General features: G+C 57.5%; 8 protein-coding genes. 4 read left to right on the top strand and 4 right to left on the bottom strand.

The features are described from left to right. Positions 1-31: 31 nt before the first annotated feature. The gene (locus METLA_RS0108875; protein ID WP_024298216.1) at positions 32-2,719 is read right to left on the bottom strand and encodes an MMPL family transporter; all 2,688 of its coding nucleotides are present in this window, start codon (positions 2,717-2,719) and stop codon (positions 32-34) included. Between the two features lie 26 nt (positions 2,720-2,745). Beyond that, positions 2,746-3,774, bottom strand: coding sequence for an FAD:protein FMN transferase (locus tag METLA_RS0108870; RefSeq protein WP_024298215.1), 1,029 nt, complete (start codon positions 3,772-3,774; stop codon positions 2,746-2,748). 407 nt (positions 3,775-4,181) lie between these two features. On the opposite strand from METLA_RS0108870, the gene METLA_RS0108865 reads away from it, so the two are divergent. The 3 genes from METLA_RS0108865 (at position 4,182) to METLA_RS0108855 (ending at position 6,928) form a co-directional block, all read left to right on the top strand. Then, entirely contained in the window at positions 4,182-5,519 is a 1,338-nt protein-coding gene (locus METLA_RS0108865) for a hemolysin family protein (protein WP_024298214.1), read from the top strand. Positions 5,520-5,535: 16 nt separating this feature from the next. Further along, positions 5,536-6,597 carry an AI-2E family transporter gene (locus METLA_RS0108860; RefSeq protein ID WP_024298213.1) on the top strand — a complete coding sequence of 354 codons (1,062 nt, stop codon included), beginning with the start codon at positions 5,536-5,538 and terminating at the stop codon, positions 6,595-6,597. 121 nt (positions 6,598-6,718) lie between these two features. Then, positions 6,719-6,928, top strand: coding sequence for a Sec-independent protein translocase subunit TatA (locus tag METLA_RS0108855; protein WP_024298212.1), 210 nt, complete (start codon positions 6,719-6,721; stop codon positions 6,926-6,928). Between the two features lie 136 nt (positions 6,929-7,064). On the opposite strand, the gene nhaD is transcribed toward METLA_RS0108855, so the two are convergent. After that, positions 7,065-8,738: a sodium:proton antiporter NhaD gene (nhaD, locus tag METLA_RS0108850; protein ID WP_029646548.1), complete on the bottom strand. Its 1,674-nt coding sequence runs from the start codon at positions 8,736-8,738 to the stop codon at positions 7,065-7,067. Between the two features lie 150 nt (positions 8,739-8,888). Continuing rightward, on the bottom strand, positions 8,889-11,705 hold the full coding sequence (gene uvrA, locus METLA_RS0108845) for an excinuclease ABC subunit UvrA (RefSeq protein WP_024298210.1): 2,817 nt from the start codon (positions 11,703-11,705) through the stop codon (positions 8,889-8,891). Between the two features lie 533 nt (positions 11,706-12,238). Here uvrA and METLA_RS21415 point away from each other — a divergent pair. Then, on the top strand, positions 12,239-18,682 hold the full coding sequence (locus METLA_RS21415; RefSeq protein ID WP_024298209.1) for an Ig-like domain-containing protein: 6,444 nt from the start codon (positions 12,239-12,241) through the stop codon (positions 18,680-18,682). Positions 18,683-18,709 lie beyond the last annotated feature (27 nt).

Raw genomic sequence — 18,709 nt, 5'->3', positions numbered from 1 at the left:
TTGCCGACAGATGACAGTCCGCTGTGTTGCCCTAGGCCGTTTTTGACTGCTTGGCGGCCGGGTGATTGACTCTGTGTTTGAACACCAGTTTACTCAGCGCCGGCAGCACCACGAATGTGCAGGTCATGATCCAGAAGATGCCGATCGTAATCACCAATCCCATGCTGGCGATACCTTCATGCGGCGAAAACGCCAGACCCGCGAAACTCGATGCGGTAGTCAAGGCGCCGTAGAACATCGCCCGCGCGGTGCTCGACTGATAGATGTTCTGTTCCTCCGACAGCGAGTGGTGCAGTTTTTCGACCATGTGGATGCCGTTGTCGACGCCGAGGCCGAGCAGCAGAGGCAACGCGATGATGTTCGCGAAATTGATCGGCGTGCCGGTCAGCACCGTGCTGGCCATCGTAAAGAGGCCGGCCAGAATCAGCGGGGTCATCACCAGCAGGGTGTCGGTCAGGTTACGCCGGATCGCCAACAGCAGCAGCGCGATCGTGATCAGCGCGATGATGATCGCCTGTTGAAAGGCGCTGATCACTTCCTTCATCGACTCCCAATACATGACCGGCAAATCGGTCGTTTCCGGCGCGATCGCCTGTACGTCGGTGATGAATTTGGCCATTTTGTCGAGATCGTTCAGATCATACTTCGGCACGATCTGAATCCGGTATAGGCCGGTCTTGCTGAGCCATCTGTCCTTGATGTCCTGCGGCACATCGTCGAGCGTGACTTCACTCGCGTTCAAACTGCCGTAGAGTTCGTTCATCACCTTTGGCAGCGTGCCGAGCAAGGTGATCTGCACCTGTTCGATGAACTGGCGGCGGCTGGTTTCCTGGCGCGCATCCAGTTCAAGCAGCATATCGTTCAATTCTTTGCGCAGTTGGGTCAGCGACCCGATTTCCTTCGCGTTTTTTTTGGTCGGCAGGACCGTGTCGATCGCCTTGATCAGCTTGACGATGCCGGGTTCCGGCGCCAGGTCCGGCTGCAATTCGGGGAAGCGTTGCGGCTGCGCACCGAGCATCAGCGCGATCTCATCGATGATCGCCAGTTTGTCCTCCTGATTGTCCGGCACGAAATCGAACAGGCTGATCGTCTTGTCGACCGTATCGATCTTGGCGAGTTGCTGCTGCAAGGCTTTGGCCTTGTCCGCATCTTGCGCGAGGACCGTCAGGGTCATCGGCGAGGTGTCCTTGTCCTTCATCAGGCTCTTGAACGCGATCACCGACTCGGTTTTCGGATCGCGGAGGTTCAGCGGATTGAAGTCGGTCTTCACATTGAAAACCAGAATGATCGACAGCACGCTAAATACCACGGTGCCGATCGCAATCGGTTTTGCGAAATGCAAGGTCAGATGGGCGAATTTTTCCGCCAGGGTCGCCAGTAGCGGGTGCGACGTATCGGCGTCTTTCGGCACCGACACCGGCACGAATTTGAGCAGCAGCGGCAATACGGTCAGCGTGACCAGCAAGCAGATGAACAAGCTGGTGCCGGCCAAAAGGCCCAGCTCGGAGACCCCCTTATAATCGGTCGGAATGAACGCATACAGCCCGATCGCGGTGGTGCCGGCGCATAACAATAGGGATGGGCTGGTGCTTATTAGGGTGCTGCGAATCGCGCGGACTCTGTCGACATGATGGAGCAGGTTGTCGCGGTAGCGCAAGCAGAAATGGATCGCATATTCGACGCCGAGACCGATATTCGAAACCGCGAACGCGACCGAAATCAGATTCAGTTCCTTGACCGAAAATGCGGCAAAGCCGGCGCAAAACACCATGCCCAAGGCGAGCGTGAACAGGGTCGTCAAGGTCAACGCGAGCGAATGGTAGGCTTTCAGCAGGATCACGAAAACCAGCACCACCGAGAAAATACTCGCATTGAAGGTGCCGGTGCTCATGCCTAAGAGTTCGTCATCTTCCAGGCCGACTTCGCCGGTGACCCAGACTTTGACCGCGGGCAGATTCGGTTCCTGAATCGTGACGGCGGCTTTCCGGATCGCTTCGATCGCGTTTTCGGCCGGCCGTATCGAGCTGTAATCGAACTTCGGCAGCACATTGATGAAGCCTTTGTTTGCGCTCGCCTGGGTGATTTTTTGTTCGGCGATCAGGTTTTCCCAGGACAGCAGGCTGTTCTGGCCGTTGATCCGCTTATGCAGGGCGACATTGATTTTATCGACCAGCGACGTCAAGTCGATCGGCACGCTTTGATCCTTGTTCGCGGAGGTCAGCGCATCTTCGAGGATCGAAAAAAAGCCGGTCAGATTCGGTTCCTTCGAAATCCGGCCGATGAAAGGCTGCGCCTGCGACAGGCTGTTCGACAAGGTTTGCAGATCGTCCTGTTCGAGATAGAGCAGGCCGTTGCGGTGGAAATACTCATTGTCGTTCGGCACATAGACCGAATCGAAATTGGTTTTGTCCGCGGCGAGCAAACGGCCCAGGCGTTTGGTCGCCGATTTGGTCAGTTCGGGCGTGTCCGACTCGACCACCAGCAACAGCGTATGCAAATCCTTCGAAAAGGCCTGTTCGAACTTGCGCCGGTTTTGTTGAAACGGTGCGTCGGGCGCGATCAGTTCGGCCGTATCGGTATTGATGCTCAAATGGTTGGCCGTGTATTGTATGGTCCCTCCCACCAGCAGGCAGATGATCAGGAAGGCTTTGAACGGATTGCCGAGGATGCGGTTTCCGACCGACGCGATGATGTGTTGTACGCTATTAACAGAAGACATGAAGCAGTAATCCTAGATCCAGGCAATTATGGATGGGTGAGAATGTTTAAACGCTCGAACGCTTCGCTGCGGGTTTCGAGCAATTGATCGTTTTGCAGCCGGATGAACAGCGCGGCAAGATGTTCGGCATTCGCCAATTTAAGTCCCTGTTCCTGGCCGAGGCACAAGAGCGCGGTGGACCAGGCGTCGGCGATGGTCGGATCGGCATGCGCGACGGTCACCCCGACCAGATCATGCGTGACCGGACGGCCGCTGCGCGCATCCAGGATATGGCCGTAGCGCTGGCCGTTCGCCTCGAAAAAATGCCGGTAGGTGCCCGAGGTCATGATCGCGAGCGGCGCGTCCTTCGGCATCGCCAGGATTTTATGCAGCTTGTGTTCGCCGGGCAGCGGCTTTTCGATCGCGATGCGCCAGGCGGTCTGGTCCGGCTTCTGGCCGCGGGTTTTCAGCTCGCCGCCGATCTCGACCATATAATCGGTGATGCCGCGTTTCTCGAGTACGCGGCTGAGGCTTTCGACGCTATAGCCTTGTGCGATCGATGACAGATCGACTTTTAACGCGGCGTGTTTTTTGCTCAGATGGGTATCGTCAACGACGGTCAGTTGCGGCATGCCGATCTGCTTCAACGTATCGGCAATCGCTTTGTCGTTCGGAAGCGAAGGCGTTTCGCCGTCAAAGCCCCAGAGCGTGAATAAGGGCTTGATCGTCAGATCATAACAGCCTTCTGAAGCCTGATACACGGTTTCCGCGATTCTGACCAGCTGCACGATTTCGGGGCCGACTTCCTGGCTGTCTATCGCGGCGTTGCTATTAAACGATTCGATCACCGAATCGGGCCGGTAATTCGAAAGCAGCTTGTCGATCACGGCGAATTCGTTGTCGACCGCTTTTTTGACCGCTGGCGCATCGATCGGAGCGGCGGACCAGTAACTGATATGGTAACTGGTGCCTTGCGCGAAGCCTTTCAGTTGCTGCACGGACGGTGCTTTCGTGCAGCCGGCAAGCGCGACGAACGCAAGCGCCGCGGCGATGCGGGACAAGACGGGCGTAGTCATGCCGGAATTCAATGTTGAGCAATGTTGGTCGGGCGTGGATTTTGCTGTAAAACTTGTCGGAGCAAAATCGCCGCGTGCTGGTTTAATCATGGGCGGATAGTCATGCGAAAGGGGTTGGATGCGAGTTTCTGTCGGACGCAAGCAAGACCGGCATATTTTAATCCATACCGAATCGGGATGCTTTTCGACTGAGGCCTCGCATTTGGCCGTAGGGTTTATTATAATCCGAACACTATTAAGGTTTTTTAAAATATTGAACGCTCGGGATTTGCCGCGCGTGTCAATAGATCATCCATTTTACTATCATGGCGGGACGCCGCTCGCCTTGATCCGAACCCCAAGCCGCTTGCGCATCGATTGATCGAAGGCGGCATCCTGAAAAACTCGGAATGAGTTTTTATCCGACTATGAATAATCTGTTGTTGATTGCAATCGCCATTTTGCTCGTCGCTCTGAACGGTTTTTTCGTGGCGGCGGAGTTCGGTCTGGTCAGGCTGCGTCCGACGCGCATTCGCGCGATTGAGAAGACGCAAGGCTGGCAGGGGCGCATGCTCGCGAAGGTCCATACGCGGCTGGATACCTATTTGTCCGCCTGCCAGCTCGGCATTACGCTCGCGTCGCTCGGCCTCGGCTGGATCGGCGAGCCCGCCTTCGCCGAACTGATCGCGCCGGCGCTGAGCCGTCTGGGTATCCATTCGCCGGAGTTGCTGCACAGCATTGCTTTCCTGATCGCGTTTTCGGTCATTTCGTTTTTGCATATCGTCGTCGGCGAACTGGCGCCGAAGTCGCTCGCGATCAGGAGTCCCGAAAAGACCGGGCTGATCAGCGCCGCGCCGCTCTACGGCTTTTACCTGCTGATGTATCCGGCGATTTGGATGTTGAATGCCAGCGCGAATCTGACCTTGCGGCTGTTCGGCATCAAACAGATGCACGGCCACGATCCGTATTATACCGCCGAGGAACTGAAGCTGATCTTACGCGGCAACCGCCAAAGCGGCATGTTTACCCAGGACGAATGGAATGTTCTGGCGAGCACGCTCGATTTCAGCGAATTGCAGGTTTCCGATTTGATGCGCCCCCTGCACGAACTGGTCGCTCTGCATGCGAAGATGAGTCTGGACGACAATCTGCGGGCGGTCTGTGACAAGCGTTTCAGCCGCTATCCTTATTTCGATGTGAACGGCGTCGATGTGCTCGGCGTGATTCATTTGAAGGATTTATTTTTCGCGCAGCAAGAGGGCAAGACGATCGACGACCTGCACCAATATCTCCGTCCCGTGCACTATGTTTCCGCGCATGCGCCGGCGCTAGAATTGTTCCGTGATTTCCGCGCCGGCGCCGCGCATTTCGCTATCGTCGGCCAGAAAAACCGCATGCCGCAGGGTTTCATCACGCTGGACAATCTACTGAGCGCGATGGTCGGCGAGATTCACGACGAATTCCGCCCGGGCGCCGCCGAATGGACAAGGCTCGACGACGGCTCGATTATCGCGAAAGGCAGCCTGGCGATTTTTTCGCTCGAACGGATTTTGGGCATCGATATCGAAAACGAGGAACTCGAACTCGACAACGAGGTGTCGGTCGGCGGACTGATTCTGGCCAAACTCGGCGATATTCCGGTCGAAGGCCAGCAAGTCGAATTCCGCCAGTTCGATGTGGTAATCGACGAAATGCAGGAGTCGCGTATCCTACACATCCATATTTTTCCGAATACGCCGGACAGCCTCGAGCATCCGCCGGAATGAAGCCGGCAATTCAGCGATGAATGCTTTGCTGCCCGACAAGCCGACCCGCTTCCTGATACCGGGCATTTTGCTGACCGGTCTCGTGTGGCTGGGTTACCTGGTGCTGCGCGAGTTTTTGCAGACGATCGCCTGGGCCCTGATCGTTACCTATGTGATGTGGCCGCCCTACCGTTGGCTTCGGCGGAGGCTCGATCATCGCAACACGCTGAGCGCCGCGGTCATGTCGAGTATCATTTCGGCGGTCATTCTGCTCGCGCTGTACGGGCTTGCCGATCTGCTGCAGGGCGAAATCAAGCTGGCGTACCAGGCGGTCGTGAACAATCTTCAGGACCCCGCTTACCGGTTGCCCGCATTTCTGGTCAAAATACCCTGGCTCGGCCCCTATCTGCAGGAACAACTGGATCAGTGGATCGGCGATCGGGCCGGTATGGCCGCGCAGATCTCCGCATGGGCACAGCAATGGCTCGGCGAAGCGGCCCAGTTTATCGGCGGCATCGGTCAATATGTGCTGAAGCTCTGCCTGATGCTGGTGATGCTGTTTTTTTGCTTCCGCGACGGCGATCAGGCGGTCCAGCAACTGCACCAGGGCCTGGTCCGCTTTCTCGGCAAATACCAGCATGTGTATCTGCAGGCGGCCGGTTATACGACCCGTGCGGTCGTCTATGGTTTGGTGCTGGCGGCATTGGGGCAGGGCATCCTGGCAGGCCTCGGTTATGCTTTTTCCGGCGTCAGGGCGCCGGTGATGTTCGGTGCGGTGACCGCGCTCTTGGCGCTGGTGCCGATGGGCGCGACGCTGGTCTGGGTGCCGTTGGGGGTTGGATTGATCGCCGCCGACCAACTCTGGCAGGGGCTGGGCCTTTTGGCGTGGGGCTTTCTGGTCGTTAGCACGGTCGATAATGTGATCCGTCCGTTGGTGATCAGCGGCGCCAGCCGCGTACCTTTCCTGATCGTGATGTTCGGCGTGCTCGGCGGCTTGTCCGCGTTCGGTCCGATCGGCTTGTTTTTGGGGCCAGTGATTCTGGCGGTGCTGCTGTCGGTCTGGCAGGCCTGGATCAAGCAACAGCGGCAGGACGAATAGAAAACGCGATTAATGGTCGATGCGGTAAAATAAAACGGAAACGATTCACGGGGACGTGCCGCGAACAGGCGGCTCGCCCGGGGATCGTGGATGACTTGTCAATTTAACGAAGGTGTTCAAGATGGGAATCAGTGTTACTAAATTATTGATCGTGCTGGGCATCGCGGTCGTTCTGTTCGGTACCAAGCGCCTCAGAAACGCCGGTTCTGACATCGGCGCCGCCATCAAAAATTTCCGCTCGGCGGTCAAGGACGGCGAAAGCGATAAGGACGAAACGGAATCGGGTTCGGCGATCGACGGTGAAGTGACCGATCGCAAGAAAGAGGAATGATTCGTGTCGGGTTCGACTGCATGGATGCAGGAGGTAGGGTAACGCAGGAGCAGTTACCGACGACTGCATGGATGCAGAAGGTAGGGTAACGCAGGAGCAGTTACCGCGGCCCTAGCCGAACCCGACAGAGCAGAGCTTACTCTACAAAAAAACGGCCATTGATCAGGAAGTGTGCCGCAATGCTCGCAAAAAAGCCGAGCATGATGGCCGGAGTGCATTTTAAATGGCTGGTGAAGGTATACAGACCCTTGGTCTGCCCCATCAAGCCCACCCCGGCGGCCGATCCGACTGCCAGCATGCTGCCGCCGACGCCGGCTGTCAGGGTCACCAGCAACCACTGCCCCTGCGAAATATCCGGCGCCATCGTCAACACCGCGAGCATGATCGTGCCGTTATCGACGAAGGCGGAAGCGAAGCCGACCAGGATATTCGCGATGGTGGGGTTCATGCCGGTGTACAGATGTTGCGAGGTCAGCTCCAGATAGCCGACAAAACTCAGGCCGCCGACCGCGAGCATGACGCCGTAAAAAAACAGCAGGGTATCCCATTCCAGATTGGCAACCTTCGAAAAGACATCAAAGGGCATGTCAAAATGCCGTTCTCTCTTGTGTTCCCATTCTTCCATACGGTTCATGATTTTCATCGGGCCGAAATAGTCGATATAGCCTTCCTTGACCACGGTCAGATTTTTGACCGCCAGATCTTGTTCGATTTGCTTCTCGGTTTCGTATTCTTCGGCGTCTTTTTCGACCGGGCTTTGTCTGGGCGGGACTTTTTGCAGGTAATAGCTAAAGAACTTCAGGTAAGTCAAGCCCATCATCATGCCGGCGGTCGGCGGCAGATGCAGAAAATTTTCGAAACAGGCCGAGGTGATGATGGTCAGGATGAACAGGAAGATGATCACGATGCCGCCGCGCTGCATCGGTTGCGATTCCTCGATCGGCACCGGGCAGGCCTTGGGTATCCAGAAGTACAGGATCGCAGCCGGCACGATGAAATTGATCAGCGCCGGAACCAGCAACGAAAAGAAATCCCCGAACGGCACGACGCCCTTTTGCCAGACCAGCAGCGTCGTGATGTCGCCGAAAGGACTGAATGAGCCGCCGGCATTGGCGGCGACCACGACATTCACGCAGGACAGGGTAATGAAGCGTTGATTGTCCTTACCCATCGCCAAGATCACCGACCCCATCAACAGGGCCGTGGTCAGGTTGTTGCAGGCGGAGGAAATCCAGAATGCCAGAAAGCCGGTAATCCAGAACAATTGGCGATAATTGAAGTTTTTGTTTAATAGCCAGACCCGGAGGCGTTCGAATACACCGCGGTCTTCCATCGCATTCAGGTAAGTCATCGACACCAGGATGAACAAAAACAGCTCGGCATAGGCTTCCAGCGTTGTGCGAAACGCCATGGCCGCTTTTTCGGTCATGCTGCCGCCGGCGTAAACGATCGCAATGATGACCCAGATCAGGCTGGCCGCAAACACCATCGGTTTCGATTTGCGCAGCTCGGTGACTTCTTCGAGCATCGCCAGAATATAAGCGATCGTGAATAGCAGCACGATCATATAGCCTGCCCAATGATGGGTCAGGTTCAAAGGCTGTTCGGTGCTTGCCGTAGCGGCTTGTTCGGCTGCGAACGCCAGCGCCGGCGACAGCAGCCCTAAAATGATCAGAATCGCTTTGGCAGGATGTGAAAAGCGGCTAACCAATCCGTGCCGGTGGCTCCGGCGCCAGGTGCAGGCTGTGTTGGCGCCAGTATTCGAATTTGTCGGGAAGGCAAATAAACGGAATAAAATTTCAGAATACATAGGTCCGAGATAAATGACAGAAATGCTGGGTTTATTATATTAAATCGCGGCGTGTGCGTCATCGCGTTAACGGGACGCTTGTCTGCGCGTGAATGTCCGTAAACTAGGGTTTGTTTAGAGAAGTAACGGCTATGGCCGCCCCTGCTCCGGTCACTCGAAAAACCGCCGCAGATAATGCCCCGTGAAAGAGGCCGGATTGCCGGCAATGTCTTTGGGTGTGCCTTCGGCGACCAGCGTGCCGCCGCCGTCGCCGCCTTCGGGGCCCATGTCGACGATCCAGTCCGCGGTCTTGATCACGTCCAGATTGTGTTCGATCACGATCACGGTGTTGCCGTGATCGCGCAGCGTGTGCAGCACGGTCAGCAGTTGCTGGATGTCGTGAAAATGCAGGCCGGTGGTCGGCTCGTCGAGAATATAAAGCGTCTTGCCGGTGTCGCGCTTGGACAATTCCTTGGCCAGCTTGACCCGCTGCGCCTCGCCGCCGGACAGGGTGGTCGCGTTCTGGCCCAGCGTGATATAGCTTAGGCCGACCTCGGTCAGGGTTTGCAGTTTGCGCGAGACGGATGGAATCGCGCTGAAAAATTGCGCCGCGTCCTCGACGGTCATGTCCAGCACTTCATGGATCGTCTTGCCTTTGAAGCGGATTTCGAGCGTCTCGCGGTTATAACGCTTGCCGTGGCAGATTTCGCAGTTCACGAAAATATCGGGCAGGAAGTGCATTTCGACCTTGATTACGCCGTCGCCCTTGCAGGCTTCGCAGCGGCCGCCCTTCACGTTGAAACTGAAACGGCCGGCGGTATAGCCGCGCGAGCGGGATTCCGGGGTGCCCGCGAACAGCTCGCGGATCGGCGTGAACAGGCCGGTATAGGTGGCCGGGTTCGAGCGCGGCGTGCGGCCGATCGGGCTTTGATCGATGTCGACCACCTTGTCGAAATGCTCCAGCCCGTCGATCGCATCGCAAGGCGCGGGCAGGGCGCCGGCGCGGTTGATCAGGCGCGCGGCCTGGCAATACAGGGTGTCGTTCACCAGCGTCGATTTGCCGGAGCCGGAGACGCCGGTCACGCAGGTCAACAGGCCGACCGGAAACGCAATGTCGACATGCTTCAGGTTGTTGCCGCGCGCATTGCGGACCACGATCTGTTTGTCCTTGTCATTCGGCGTGGTCGTCTCGGGCACTTGAATGCCGATCTTGCCGGACAGGTATTGCCCGGTCAGCGAGGCTTCATTGGCCAGAATGTCTTCCAGGGTGCCCTGGGCGATGATCTGGCCGCCGTGGATGCCGGCGCCGGGGCCGATATCGACGATATGCTGGGCGGCGCGGATCGCATCTTCATCATGCTCGACCACGATCACCGTATTGCCGAGATCGCGGAGGCGAAACAGCGTATTCAACAGGCGCTGATTGTCGCGCTGGTGCAGTCCGATCGACGGTTCGTCGAGCACATACATCACCCCGACCAGGCCCGCGCCGATCTGGCTCGCGAGCCGGATGCGCTGCGCTTCGCCGCCGGACAGGGTGTCGGCGCTGCGGTCGAGGGTCAGATAATCGAGGCCGACATTGACCAGAAACTCCAGTCGTTCCTGGATCTCCTTGACGATCCTGGCCGCGACCTCGCCGCGCTTGCCGGGCAGATTCAACTGTTCAAAGAATGCCAGCGCCTTGCGGATCGGAAAACGGGTCAGATGGTGAATCGGCAGTTCTTCGACAAACACATTGCGCGCGGACAGATTCAGCCGCGCGCCGTCGCAGGCGCCGCACGCTTTCTGCGAAAGATACTTCGCAAGCTCCTCGCGCACCATTTGCGAATCGGTTTCGTGGTAGCGGCGCTCCATGATCGCGATGATGCCTTCGAAGCGGTGGCGCTTCTTTTTCGAGAAGCCGAATTCGCCGACCATCTTGAACTCGATTTCGTCTTCGCCGCTGCCGTACAGGATGATCGCCTGGATTTCTTTCGGCAACTCTGCAAACGGCACCTCCGGGTCGAAGCCGTAATGCTTCGCGAGGCCGCAGATGATCTGATAATAATAAGCGTTGCGCCGATCCCAGCCGCGGATCGCGCCGCCGGCCAGGCTGATGTCCGGATTGTGCACGACCAGCTCGGGGTCGAAATATTCGCGGACGCCGAGGCCGTCGCAGCTGGTGCAGGCGCCTTTCGGATTGTTGAACGAAAAGATGCGCGGCTCGAGCTCGGTCAGGCTGTAGCCGCAGTGCGGGCAGGCATAACGCTCGGAAAACAAGAGTTCGGTGCCGTCGTCCATGCAGGCCGCGATCGCCATGCCGTCCGCGATGCGCAGGGCGGTCTCGAACGATTCGGCCAGGCGCAAGGCGATGTCGCCTCGAATCTTGAAGCGATCGACGATCACTTCGATCGTATGTTTTTTCTTCAAATCCAGCGCCGGCGCTTCTTCCAGTTCGTACACCGTGCCGTCGATCCGGGCCCTGATGAAGCCTTGCGCGCGCAGGTCTTCGAGCAGCTGGCTGTGTTCGCCCTTGCGGTCGCTGATCACCGGCGCCAGCAGCATCCAGCGCTGCTCCTCGGGCTGCGCGAGCACCAGATCGACCATCTGGCTGATTGTCTGCGCTTCGAGCGACACCTGATGTTCCGGGCAGCGCGGCGTGCCGGCGCGGGCATACAGCAGCCGCAAATAATCGTAGATTTCGGTGATCGTGCCGACGGTCGAGCGTGGATTGTGCGAGGTCGATTTTTGTTCGATCGAGATCGCCGGCGAAAGTCCCTCGATATGATCGACGTCCGGTTTCTCCATGATCGCGAGAAACTGCCGGGCGTAGGCGGACAGCGATTCGACGTAGCGCCGCTGGCCTTCCGCGTAAATCGTGTCGAACGCCAGCGACGATTTGCCGGACCCCGACAGCCCGGTAATCACGATCAACTGATCGCGGGGCAGGTCGAGGTCGATATTCTTTAAATTATGGGTACGGGCGCCGCGGATGCTAATGGTGTCCATCAAGTAATTCCGTGTATCTGGTCAGCTTCATACTATACGATCAAAAGGAGGCTAATTCAAACTAGGGGGCGACAGAAAAAGGAGGTTGCGGATGCCGCGGTGATTGCCGCTTCGCCGTCAACTCGGATTGGGTCAAAATTAATTTGTCGAAATTCAGCCTCATTGTTATTCGCCATCCACACCCATGCAGTTGTTCCGCTCCCCGGCGAGTATGGCGGTATTTTATGAATAACGATATCCCTCTGGCCTCATTGCCGTTAAATTTATGAACGCGATCCGATAATTAAGCTATTCTGAAAAAGTTCAATGCAGGCAAAAGTTTCTTGACAGGTTTTCTGGCAAGTAGTTTTCTGTTAGAAAAATCTTTGGCTAGTGAGTTACTGGCTTGCTCAAAATATTAATCGTTCGATATAGAGCCGCCTATTACTCTATTTTTCATAGAGTAATAGGCGGCGTTGCTGTCTGAGAACAATTCATATTATCGCTTGAGCGAATCACTCCTTTATCAACTTTCTCGAATGAGCGGATAGATCATGCCGACTTTTCTCAAACAAAACCGCAAGAGAACACCTGTCGCACGCAAACGGATCCTGTCGAGTTTGGTCGCGCTGCTGGCCACCTCGCCTTTAATGGCCGATAAATACTATGTTGTAACCCGGACGGGCGGGGAAATCGGCAACCTGAAATTCGCCAATGAAGATATTTTACAATTCGACAACTCGGTCGGCGACAACGGCGAGTGGTCAATTTTGTTCGACGGTTCGGATGTAGGTTTGAGCGGACAAAGAATCGATGGATTTTATGTTGCCGACGATTATCTCTTACTGTCTTTCGCGGTCAGCCAAAAGCTTGATATCGGCGGGCAAAAAATCAGAATACGAAATTCGGATATCGTAAAATTCAACTGGGACACGGAATCAGGACCTGGAGCCGCCGAGACTAAAGGAGCGTTTGAGTTATATTTCGACGGCTCCGATGTCGGGGTAAAAGGAAATATCGATGCCTTGACATTGGATGAGGAAGGCAACCTGATTTTTAGTACCAACATTCGAAACAAGTTGCTCGATAAGGACAGCGGACAGATTTTTCTTGCTCGAAAACAGGATTTGGTCAAATTTATCGGCAGCACCGGCGCGGAAACCAGCGGCAGTTTCAAGCTTTTTTTTGACGGAAGCAAGGCGGGATTGACGCACAGCCGCGAAGACGTCGAGGGCGCTCATCTGGGAGGATCGTATCTCTACCTGACGACCCAGGGAAAATTCAATGCCGGATCGGCCACGGGGAAGAACGAAGACATTTTGCGTTGCGATTTCTCGTCGATGCTGTCGTTGCCGATTGCAAGCTGCGATAACCCGGTCGTCGTGTTCAAAGGTGCGGATTTCGGTTTGGCGCGGAACAGACTGAACGACATACAGGTCGATTTGTCGATCGGCATCGCCTTGAGCGCGTTCACCGTGATCGAAAACCAGCCCGCCGCTACCGCCGTGGGTAACTTTACGACGGTCAACGCGGAGGCGGGCGATACGTTCAGCTATACGCTGGTAGCCGGTGACGGCGATACGGACAACGGTGCGTTCGAGATCATCGATAATCAGTTGCGGACGACGGCGTCTTTCGATTTCGAAACGAAACCCAATTACAGTATTCGGGTGCGTAGCGCCGAGAGCGGGGGCCGCTTTGTCGAGAAACAGTTTACGGTAGAGGTGCAAGATGCCAACGATGCGCCGACCGCTATTGCCTTGAGTTCTGCCAGTGTCGCAGAGAATCAGCCTGCCGGCACGGCGATCGGCGCTTTCAGCTCGACCGATCCGGATACCGGCGATACTCACAGTTATATGCTGGTAAGCGGCGCCGGTGATACGGATAACGCCGCATTCCAGATTGTCGACAATCAGTTGCAAACGGTCGCCGCCTTCGATTTCGAAACGAAAAACAGTTACAGTATCCGGGTGCGCAGCGCCGATGCCGGTGGCTTGTCGGTCGAACAGCAATTGCTGATCGCGGTATCAAACGCGAACGATGCGCCGAACGATATTCGGTTGTCCGCCGCCGTCGCACCCGAGGAGCAGCCGGCCGGAACCGTGGTCGGGGTGCTGAGCAGTACGGATATCGACGCGGGCGATACGCACACTTATGCCTTGGTCGATGGCGCAGGGAGCACGCATAATGGCCTGTTCCAGGTCGTCGGCAACGAGCTGCGCACCGCGGCGGCGTTGAACTCGGCCCAGTCGCCGTTGAGCATCCGGGTGCGCAGCACCGATGCGGGCGCGCTGGCTTTTGAAAAGGTGTTGAGCGTCACCGTGGGCATGATCAATCACACTCCGACTTTCACCAAGGGAGCCGAACCGAGCTTGAATGAAGACGCGGGAGCCGTTGTGGTTCCTAATTGGGCCACCGCAATCAGCGACGGCGATGCCGATGCTGCGCAAACGCTGGCGTTCAATATAACCGGCAACGACCATCCCGAACTGTTCAGTGCCGGCCCGATGCTATCTCCGGATGGTGAATTGAGCTTCACGCCGGCGCCGGATGCCCATGGCAGCGCCACGGTCACCGTCACCTTGTCCGATGACGGCGGCACGCAAAACGGCGGACAAGACACCTCCGCCGCGCAAAGCTTCACGATTACGGTCAATAGCGTCAACGACAGGCCTGATTTTACGGCCGAGAATCCGCCGGCGGTCAACGAGGATGCCGGCGCGCAGACTATTCCAAATTGGGTGACGGCGTTCAGCCCCGGCGCCATCAATGAAGCCGCGCAAAAGGCAAACGCCTACAGCGTCGGTCAAGTCAGCAATCCCGGCTTGTTCAGCGTACTGCCGAGCGTGGCCGCCGACGGCACGCTGACTTATACGCCGGCGGCCAATGCGTCCGGCGCCTCCACCTTCGAGGTTGCGGTTCAGGACGATGGCGGCACCGACAATGGGGGCGTGGATACATCGCAAACTCGGCAATTCACGGTCACCGTAAGTGCGCAGGATGATGTGCCGGTGGCGGTCGACGACAGCGTGTCGGTCAGCGAGGATGCGGTTGCCACCCCGCTCGCGGTATTGGACAACGATACGGACATCGACGGCGGTGCCCTTGCCGTCGCGTCCGCGACGCAGCCGACGAATGGCGTGGTTACGCTTGTCGGCGGCAATCTGTCTTATCAGCCCAAGCCCGACTATTGCAACAGTATTTCCGGTACTCCGGATACCTTTACTTACACGCTGACACCGGGCAATTCCACCGCGACCGTCAGCGTGTCGGTGCTTTGCGTCAATGATCCGCCCGTTGCCTCGGGCATTTCGTTGAGCGCGGCGAGTGTGCCTGAAAATCAGCCTGTCGGCACGGCGATCGGCGATTTCAGCACGCTTGATCCGGATACCGGCGATATGCATACTTATGCGCTGGTAAGCGGCGCCGGTGATATGGATAACGCGGCCTTCCAGATTGTCGGCAATCAGTTGCAAACGGCGGCCGCCTTCGATTTCGAAACGAAAAACAGTTACAGCATCCGGGTGCGCAGCACCGATGCCGATGGTTTGTCTGTCGAACAGTTGCTTTTGATCGAAGTGTCGGACGCCAACGATGCGCCGAACGATATCCAACTGTCTGCGGCCGTTGCGCCCGAGGCTCAGCCGGCGGGCACCCTGGTTGGGGTTTTGAGCAGTGCGGATGCCGATGCGTTGGATATGCATACTTATGCCTTGGTGGATGGTGCAGGAAATAACGATAATGCCCTGTTCCAAATCAGCGGCAATGAACTGCGCACCGCGGCGGTGTTGAACTCGGCCCAGTCTCCGTTGAGCATCCGGGTGCGCAGCACCGATGCGGGCGCTCTGGCTTTTGAAAAGGTATTGAGCGTCACCGTGGGCATGATCAATCACGCGCCGACTTTCACCAAGGGAGCCGAACCGAGCGTAAATGAAGACGCAGGAGCCGTTGTGGTTTCCAATTGGGCTACGGCAATCGACGACGCCGATGCCGGTGTTACACAAGCGCTGACATTCAACATTACCGGAAACGACCATCCCGAACTATTCAGTGCGGGGCCCGCTGTATCGGCGTCTGGCGAATTGAGCTTTACGCCGGCGCCGGATGCCCATGGCAGCGCCACGGTCACCCTCACCTTATCCGATGACGGCGGTACGACAAATGGCGGACAAGACACCTCCGTCGCGCAAAGTTTCACGATTACAGTCAATAGCGTCAACGACAGGCCGGATTTCAATGCCGCTAATCCGCCGGCGACCGGTGAGGATGCCGGCGCTCAGTCCGTTGCAAATTGGGTGACGACGTTCAGCCCCGGCGCCGCCAATGAAGCCGCACAAAAGGTAGGCGCCTATAGCGTCGGTCAAGTCAGCAATCCCGGATTGTTCAGCGCACCGCCGAGTGTGGCCGCCGACGGCGCGCTGACTTATACGCCGGCCACCAATGCATTCGGCACCTCCACCTTCGACGTTGCGGTTCAGGACGATGGCGGCACCGACAACGGCGGAGTGGATACGTCGCAAACCCGGCAATTCACGGTCACCGTGAACGCGGTGGATGATCCGCCGGAGGCTGTTGCCGACAACGTGTCGGTCGGCGAGGATGCCGTCGCCACCCAGCTCGCGGTATTGGGCAACGATACGGACATCGACGGCGGTGCCCTTGACGTCGCGTCCGCGACGCAGCCAGCGAACGGGGTGGTTTCGGTTGTCGGCGGCAACCTGTTTTATCAGCCCAAGCTCAACTACTGCAATAGCATTTCAGGCACCCCGGATACCTTCACTTACATGCTGGCGCCCGGCAATTCCGCCGCGACCGTCAGCGTGTCGGTCCAGTGCGTCAATGATCCTCCCTTGGCCGAGAGCAAAACCGGGATTGCCGTACAGGCAAATATGAAGCGGGAAGGCATCGATGCCGCCTTGCTGACCGGCGTAACCGATGTCGATGCCGGCAGCAACGGATGTTCGCCAAACTTTTCTGTCGCCTCGATCGATCAAGTGAGCGGCGGCACGGTCTCGAACGTCAATCTGGCGGCGGGCACCTTCGATTTCGAGCCGAATGTCGGCTTTACGGGGCCTGCAACGGTCAACTATACCGTCAAGGATGACGGCTGTCCGGGGCCTGCCGCAACCAGCGCTGCGGCGAGCATTACTCTCGACGTCAGCGGCCCGGTCATCTGGTTTGTCAACCCCGCGCTGGGCAGCAATGGCGACGGGCGCTTGTCAACGCCATTCAACAGCCTGGCTTCGGCAACTGCAGCCAAAGGCGCGAGCGTCAACCACCGTATCTTCGTCTATTCGGGAACCACGGCTTCAAATGTCGGCGTCAGTCTCGCCGGCGATAGCGCCCAAGCTACGGCTCAATGGTTGATCGGCCAGGGCGCTACGAATTCGCCGACGAATACCTTCGATGCCTTGATGGGCATTACACCGCCAGTAGGAACGATTTCAAGGCCGGCGATAGGCGGCACGCGGCCGCTGCTTCAAGGCACGTTGACTTTGAACGGCAGCAATGTACGTGCCCAGGGTTTCAATCTATCGACCGGCGGCAACATCGGCATCAACGATGCGACAGGAGCGGTCAGCGGTGTGGCGGTTAACGAAGTCAGCGTGGCTTCTACAAATGCCGGCGCTGTAAATCTCAGTAATCTTGACGGCACGGTAAGCCTGACTTCCGTTATGAGCAACGGCGCCGTCAACGGTATCGTGCTGAACACCGTCAATACGGCAAACGGTAGCTTTACGGTCACCGGCACCGGCTCGGCGGGCAGCGGCGGCACGATTCAGAACGGTGCCACAGGAATCAGTTTAACCAACTCCCGAAACGTTTCCCTGGCCCAAATGCAACTGAACGGTTTCTCGGACTTTGCGATCCGCGGTTCGTCGGTGATGGGTTTTACCCTCGATAATACGGTAATCAACGGCGTCAACGGTGATAACGCCGTCGCGGACGAAGGCAGCGTGCGCTTTACCGAGTTGACCGGAACGGCGACGATCTCAAACTCCAACATCAGCGGAGGTTTCGAAGATAACTTCAAGGTAGTGAACACAAGCGGGACGCTGGACCGCTTGACATTCACGAATACCACCATCGGCGCTAACAGTACGAGTGATGGCAATGACGGTATCGGTATTGAGGCGGCAGGATCGTCGGTCGTCAAGGTTACGGTGAACAGCAGCACCTTTACCGCATCCCGTGGAGACCTGTTTCAGATGAGCGTCCCCGGCAGCGGTAGCGGCAGCGACCTGGTTTTCACCGGCAACACGCTGTCGAATAGCCAGCCGGCCATCAGTACAGGCGGTGGCGGCGTCACGCTGGGCAGCGGCAGTACCAGCGTCTTCACGATGAACGTCAGTGGCAATACCTTCCGCGACGCGGTCGGGCACGCGGTCTTGATCGTCAAGGACATCGGTGCGGGAAGCCTGAGTGGGACTTTCGCCAACAACACCATTGGCGTGGCCGCGGTGCCTAACTCGGGCTCGCGCGAGGGTTCGGATCTGAAAGTACAAACCGCCGGCGGCGGCACGATGACGATGGCCATCACCGGCAACCAGTTCTTCCAGTACAACAACGACGCGCTGCTCCTCCAGACCGGTGCCGGGGTGGTGCAGGGCGGTAATTATAACGCCATCGTGACCGGTAACACGATGGCGAACGCGGGCAACAATGCCGCCATTGGCTTCCCTGTTCAAGGCATCAACCTGAACGGAGGCATCACGCCGGGCGACAACTTCCAGATCTGTGCTCAGATCGGGGGCGCGGGTGCGCTGAAGAACGATGTCGATTCCGCGGCAGGCGTGTTCGGCGGCGGCGACTACCGGCTTCGGCAGCGCCAGAGTACGACTGTCCGGCTTCCCGGCTACGGCGGCGGTGCCACGGGCACGGCGGCGGTCGTTACGTTCGTCAATGCAAACAACACGGTTTCAGGGGCAGGCACCGCTACGGTCAACAGCCCGCCCGGTGGTGGTTTCGTAGGCGGCACGGCATGTCCTTCACCTTAATCGCTATTCAATTTAAAACAGAGAGGA

Source organism: Methylomicrobium lacus LW14 (assembly GCF_000527095.1).
Taxonomy (GTDB): Bacteria; Pseudomonadota; Gammaproteobacteria; order Methylococcales; family Methylomonadaceae; genus Methylomicrobium; species Methylomicrobium lacus.
This window is presented reverse-complemented; position numbering and strand designations above follow the sequence as displayed.

Coding starts and splice junctions, on each gene's coding strand:
- METLA_RS0108875 (WP_024298216.1), bottom strand. CDS start 2,719: ATGTCTTCTGTTAATAGCGTACAACACATCATCGCGTCGGTCGGAAAC.
- METLA_RS0108870 (WP_024298215.1), bottom strand. CDS start 3,774: ATGACTACGCCCGTCTTGTCCCGCATCGCCGCGGCGCTTGCGTTCGTC.
- METLA_RS0108865 (WP_024298214.1), top strand. CDS start 4,182: ATGAATAATCTGTTGTTGATTGCAATCGCCATTTTGCTCGTCGCTCTG.
- METLA_RS0108860 (WP_024298213.1), top strand. CDS start 5,536: ATGAATGCTTTGCTGCCCGACAAGCCGACCCGCTTCCTGATACCGGGC.
- METLA_RS0108855 (WP_024298212.1), top strand. CDS start 6,719: ATGGGAATCAGTGTTACTAAATTATTGATCGTGCTGGGCATCGCGGTC.
- nhaD (WP_029646548.1), bottom strand. CDS start 8,738: ATGTATTCTGAAATTTTATTCCGTTTATTTGCCTTCCCGACAAATTCG.
- uvrA (WP_024298210.1), bottom strand. CDS start 11,705: ATGGACACCATTAGCATCCGCGGCGCCCGTACCCATAATTTAAAGAAT.
- METLA_RS21415 (WP_024298209.1), top strand. CDS start 12,239: ATGCCGACTTTTCTCAAACAAAACCGCAAGAGAACACCTGTCGCACGC.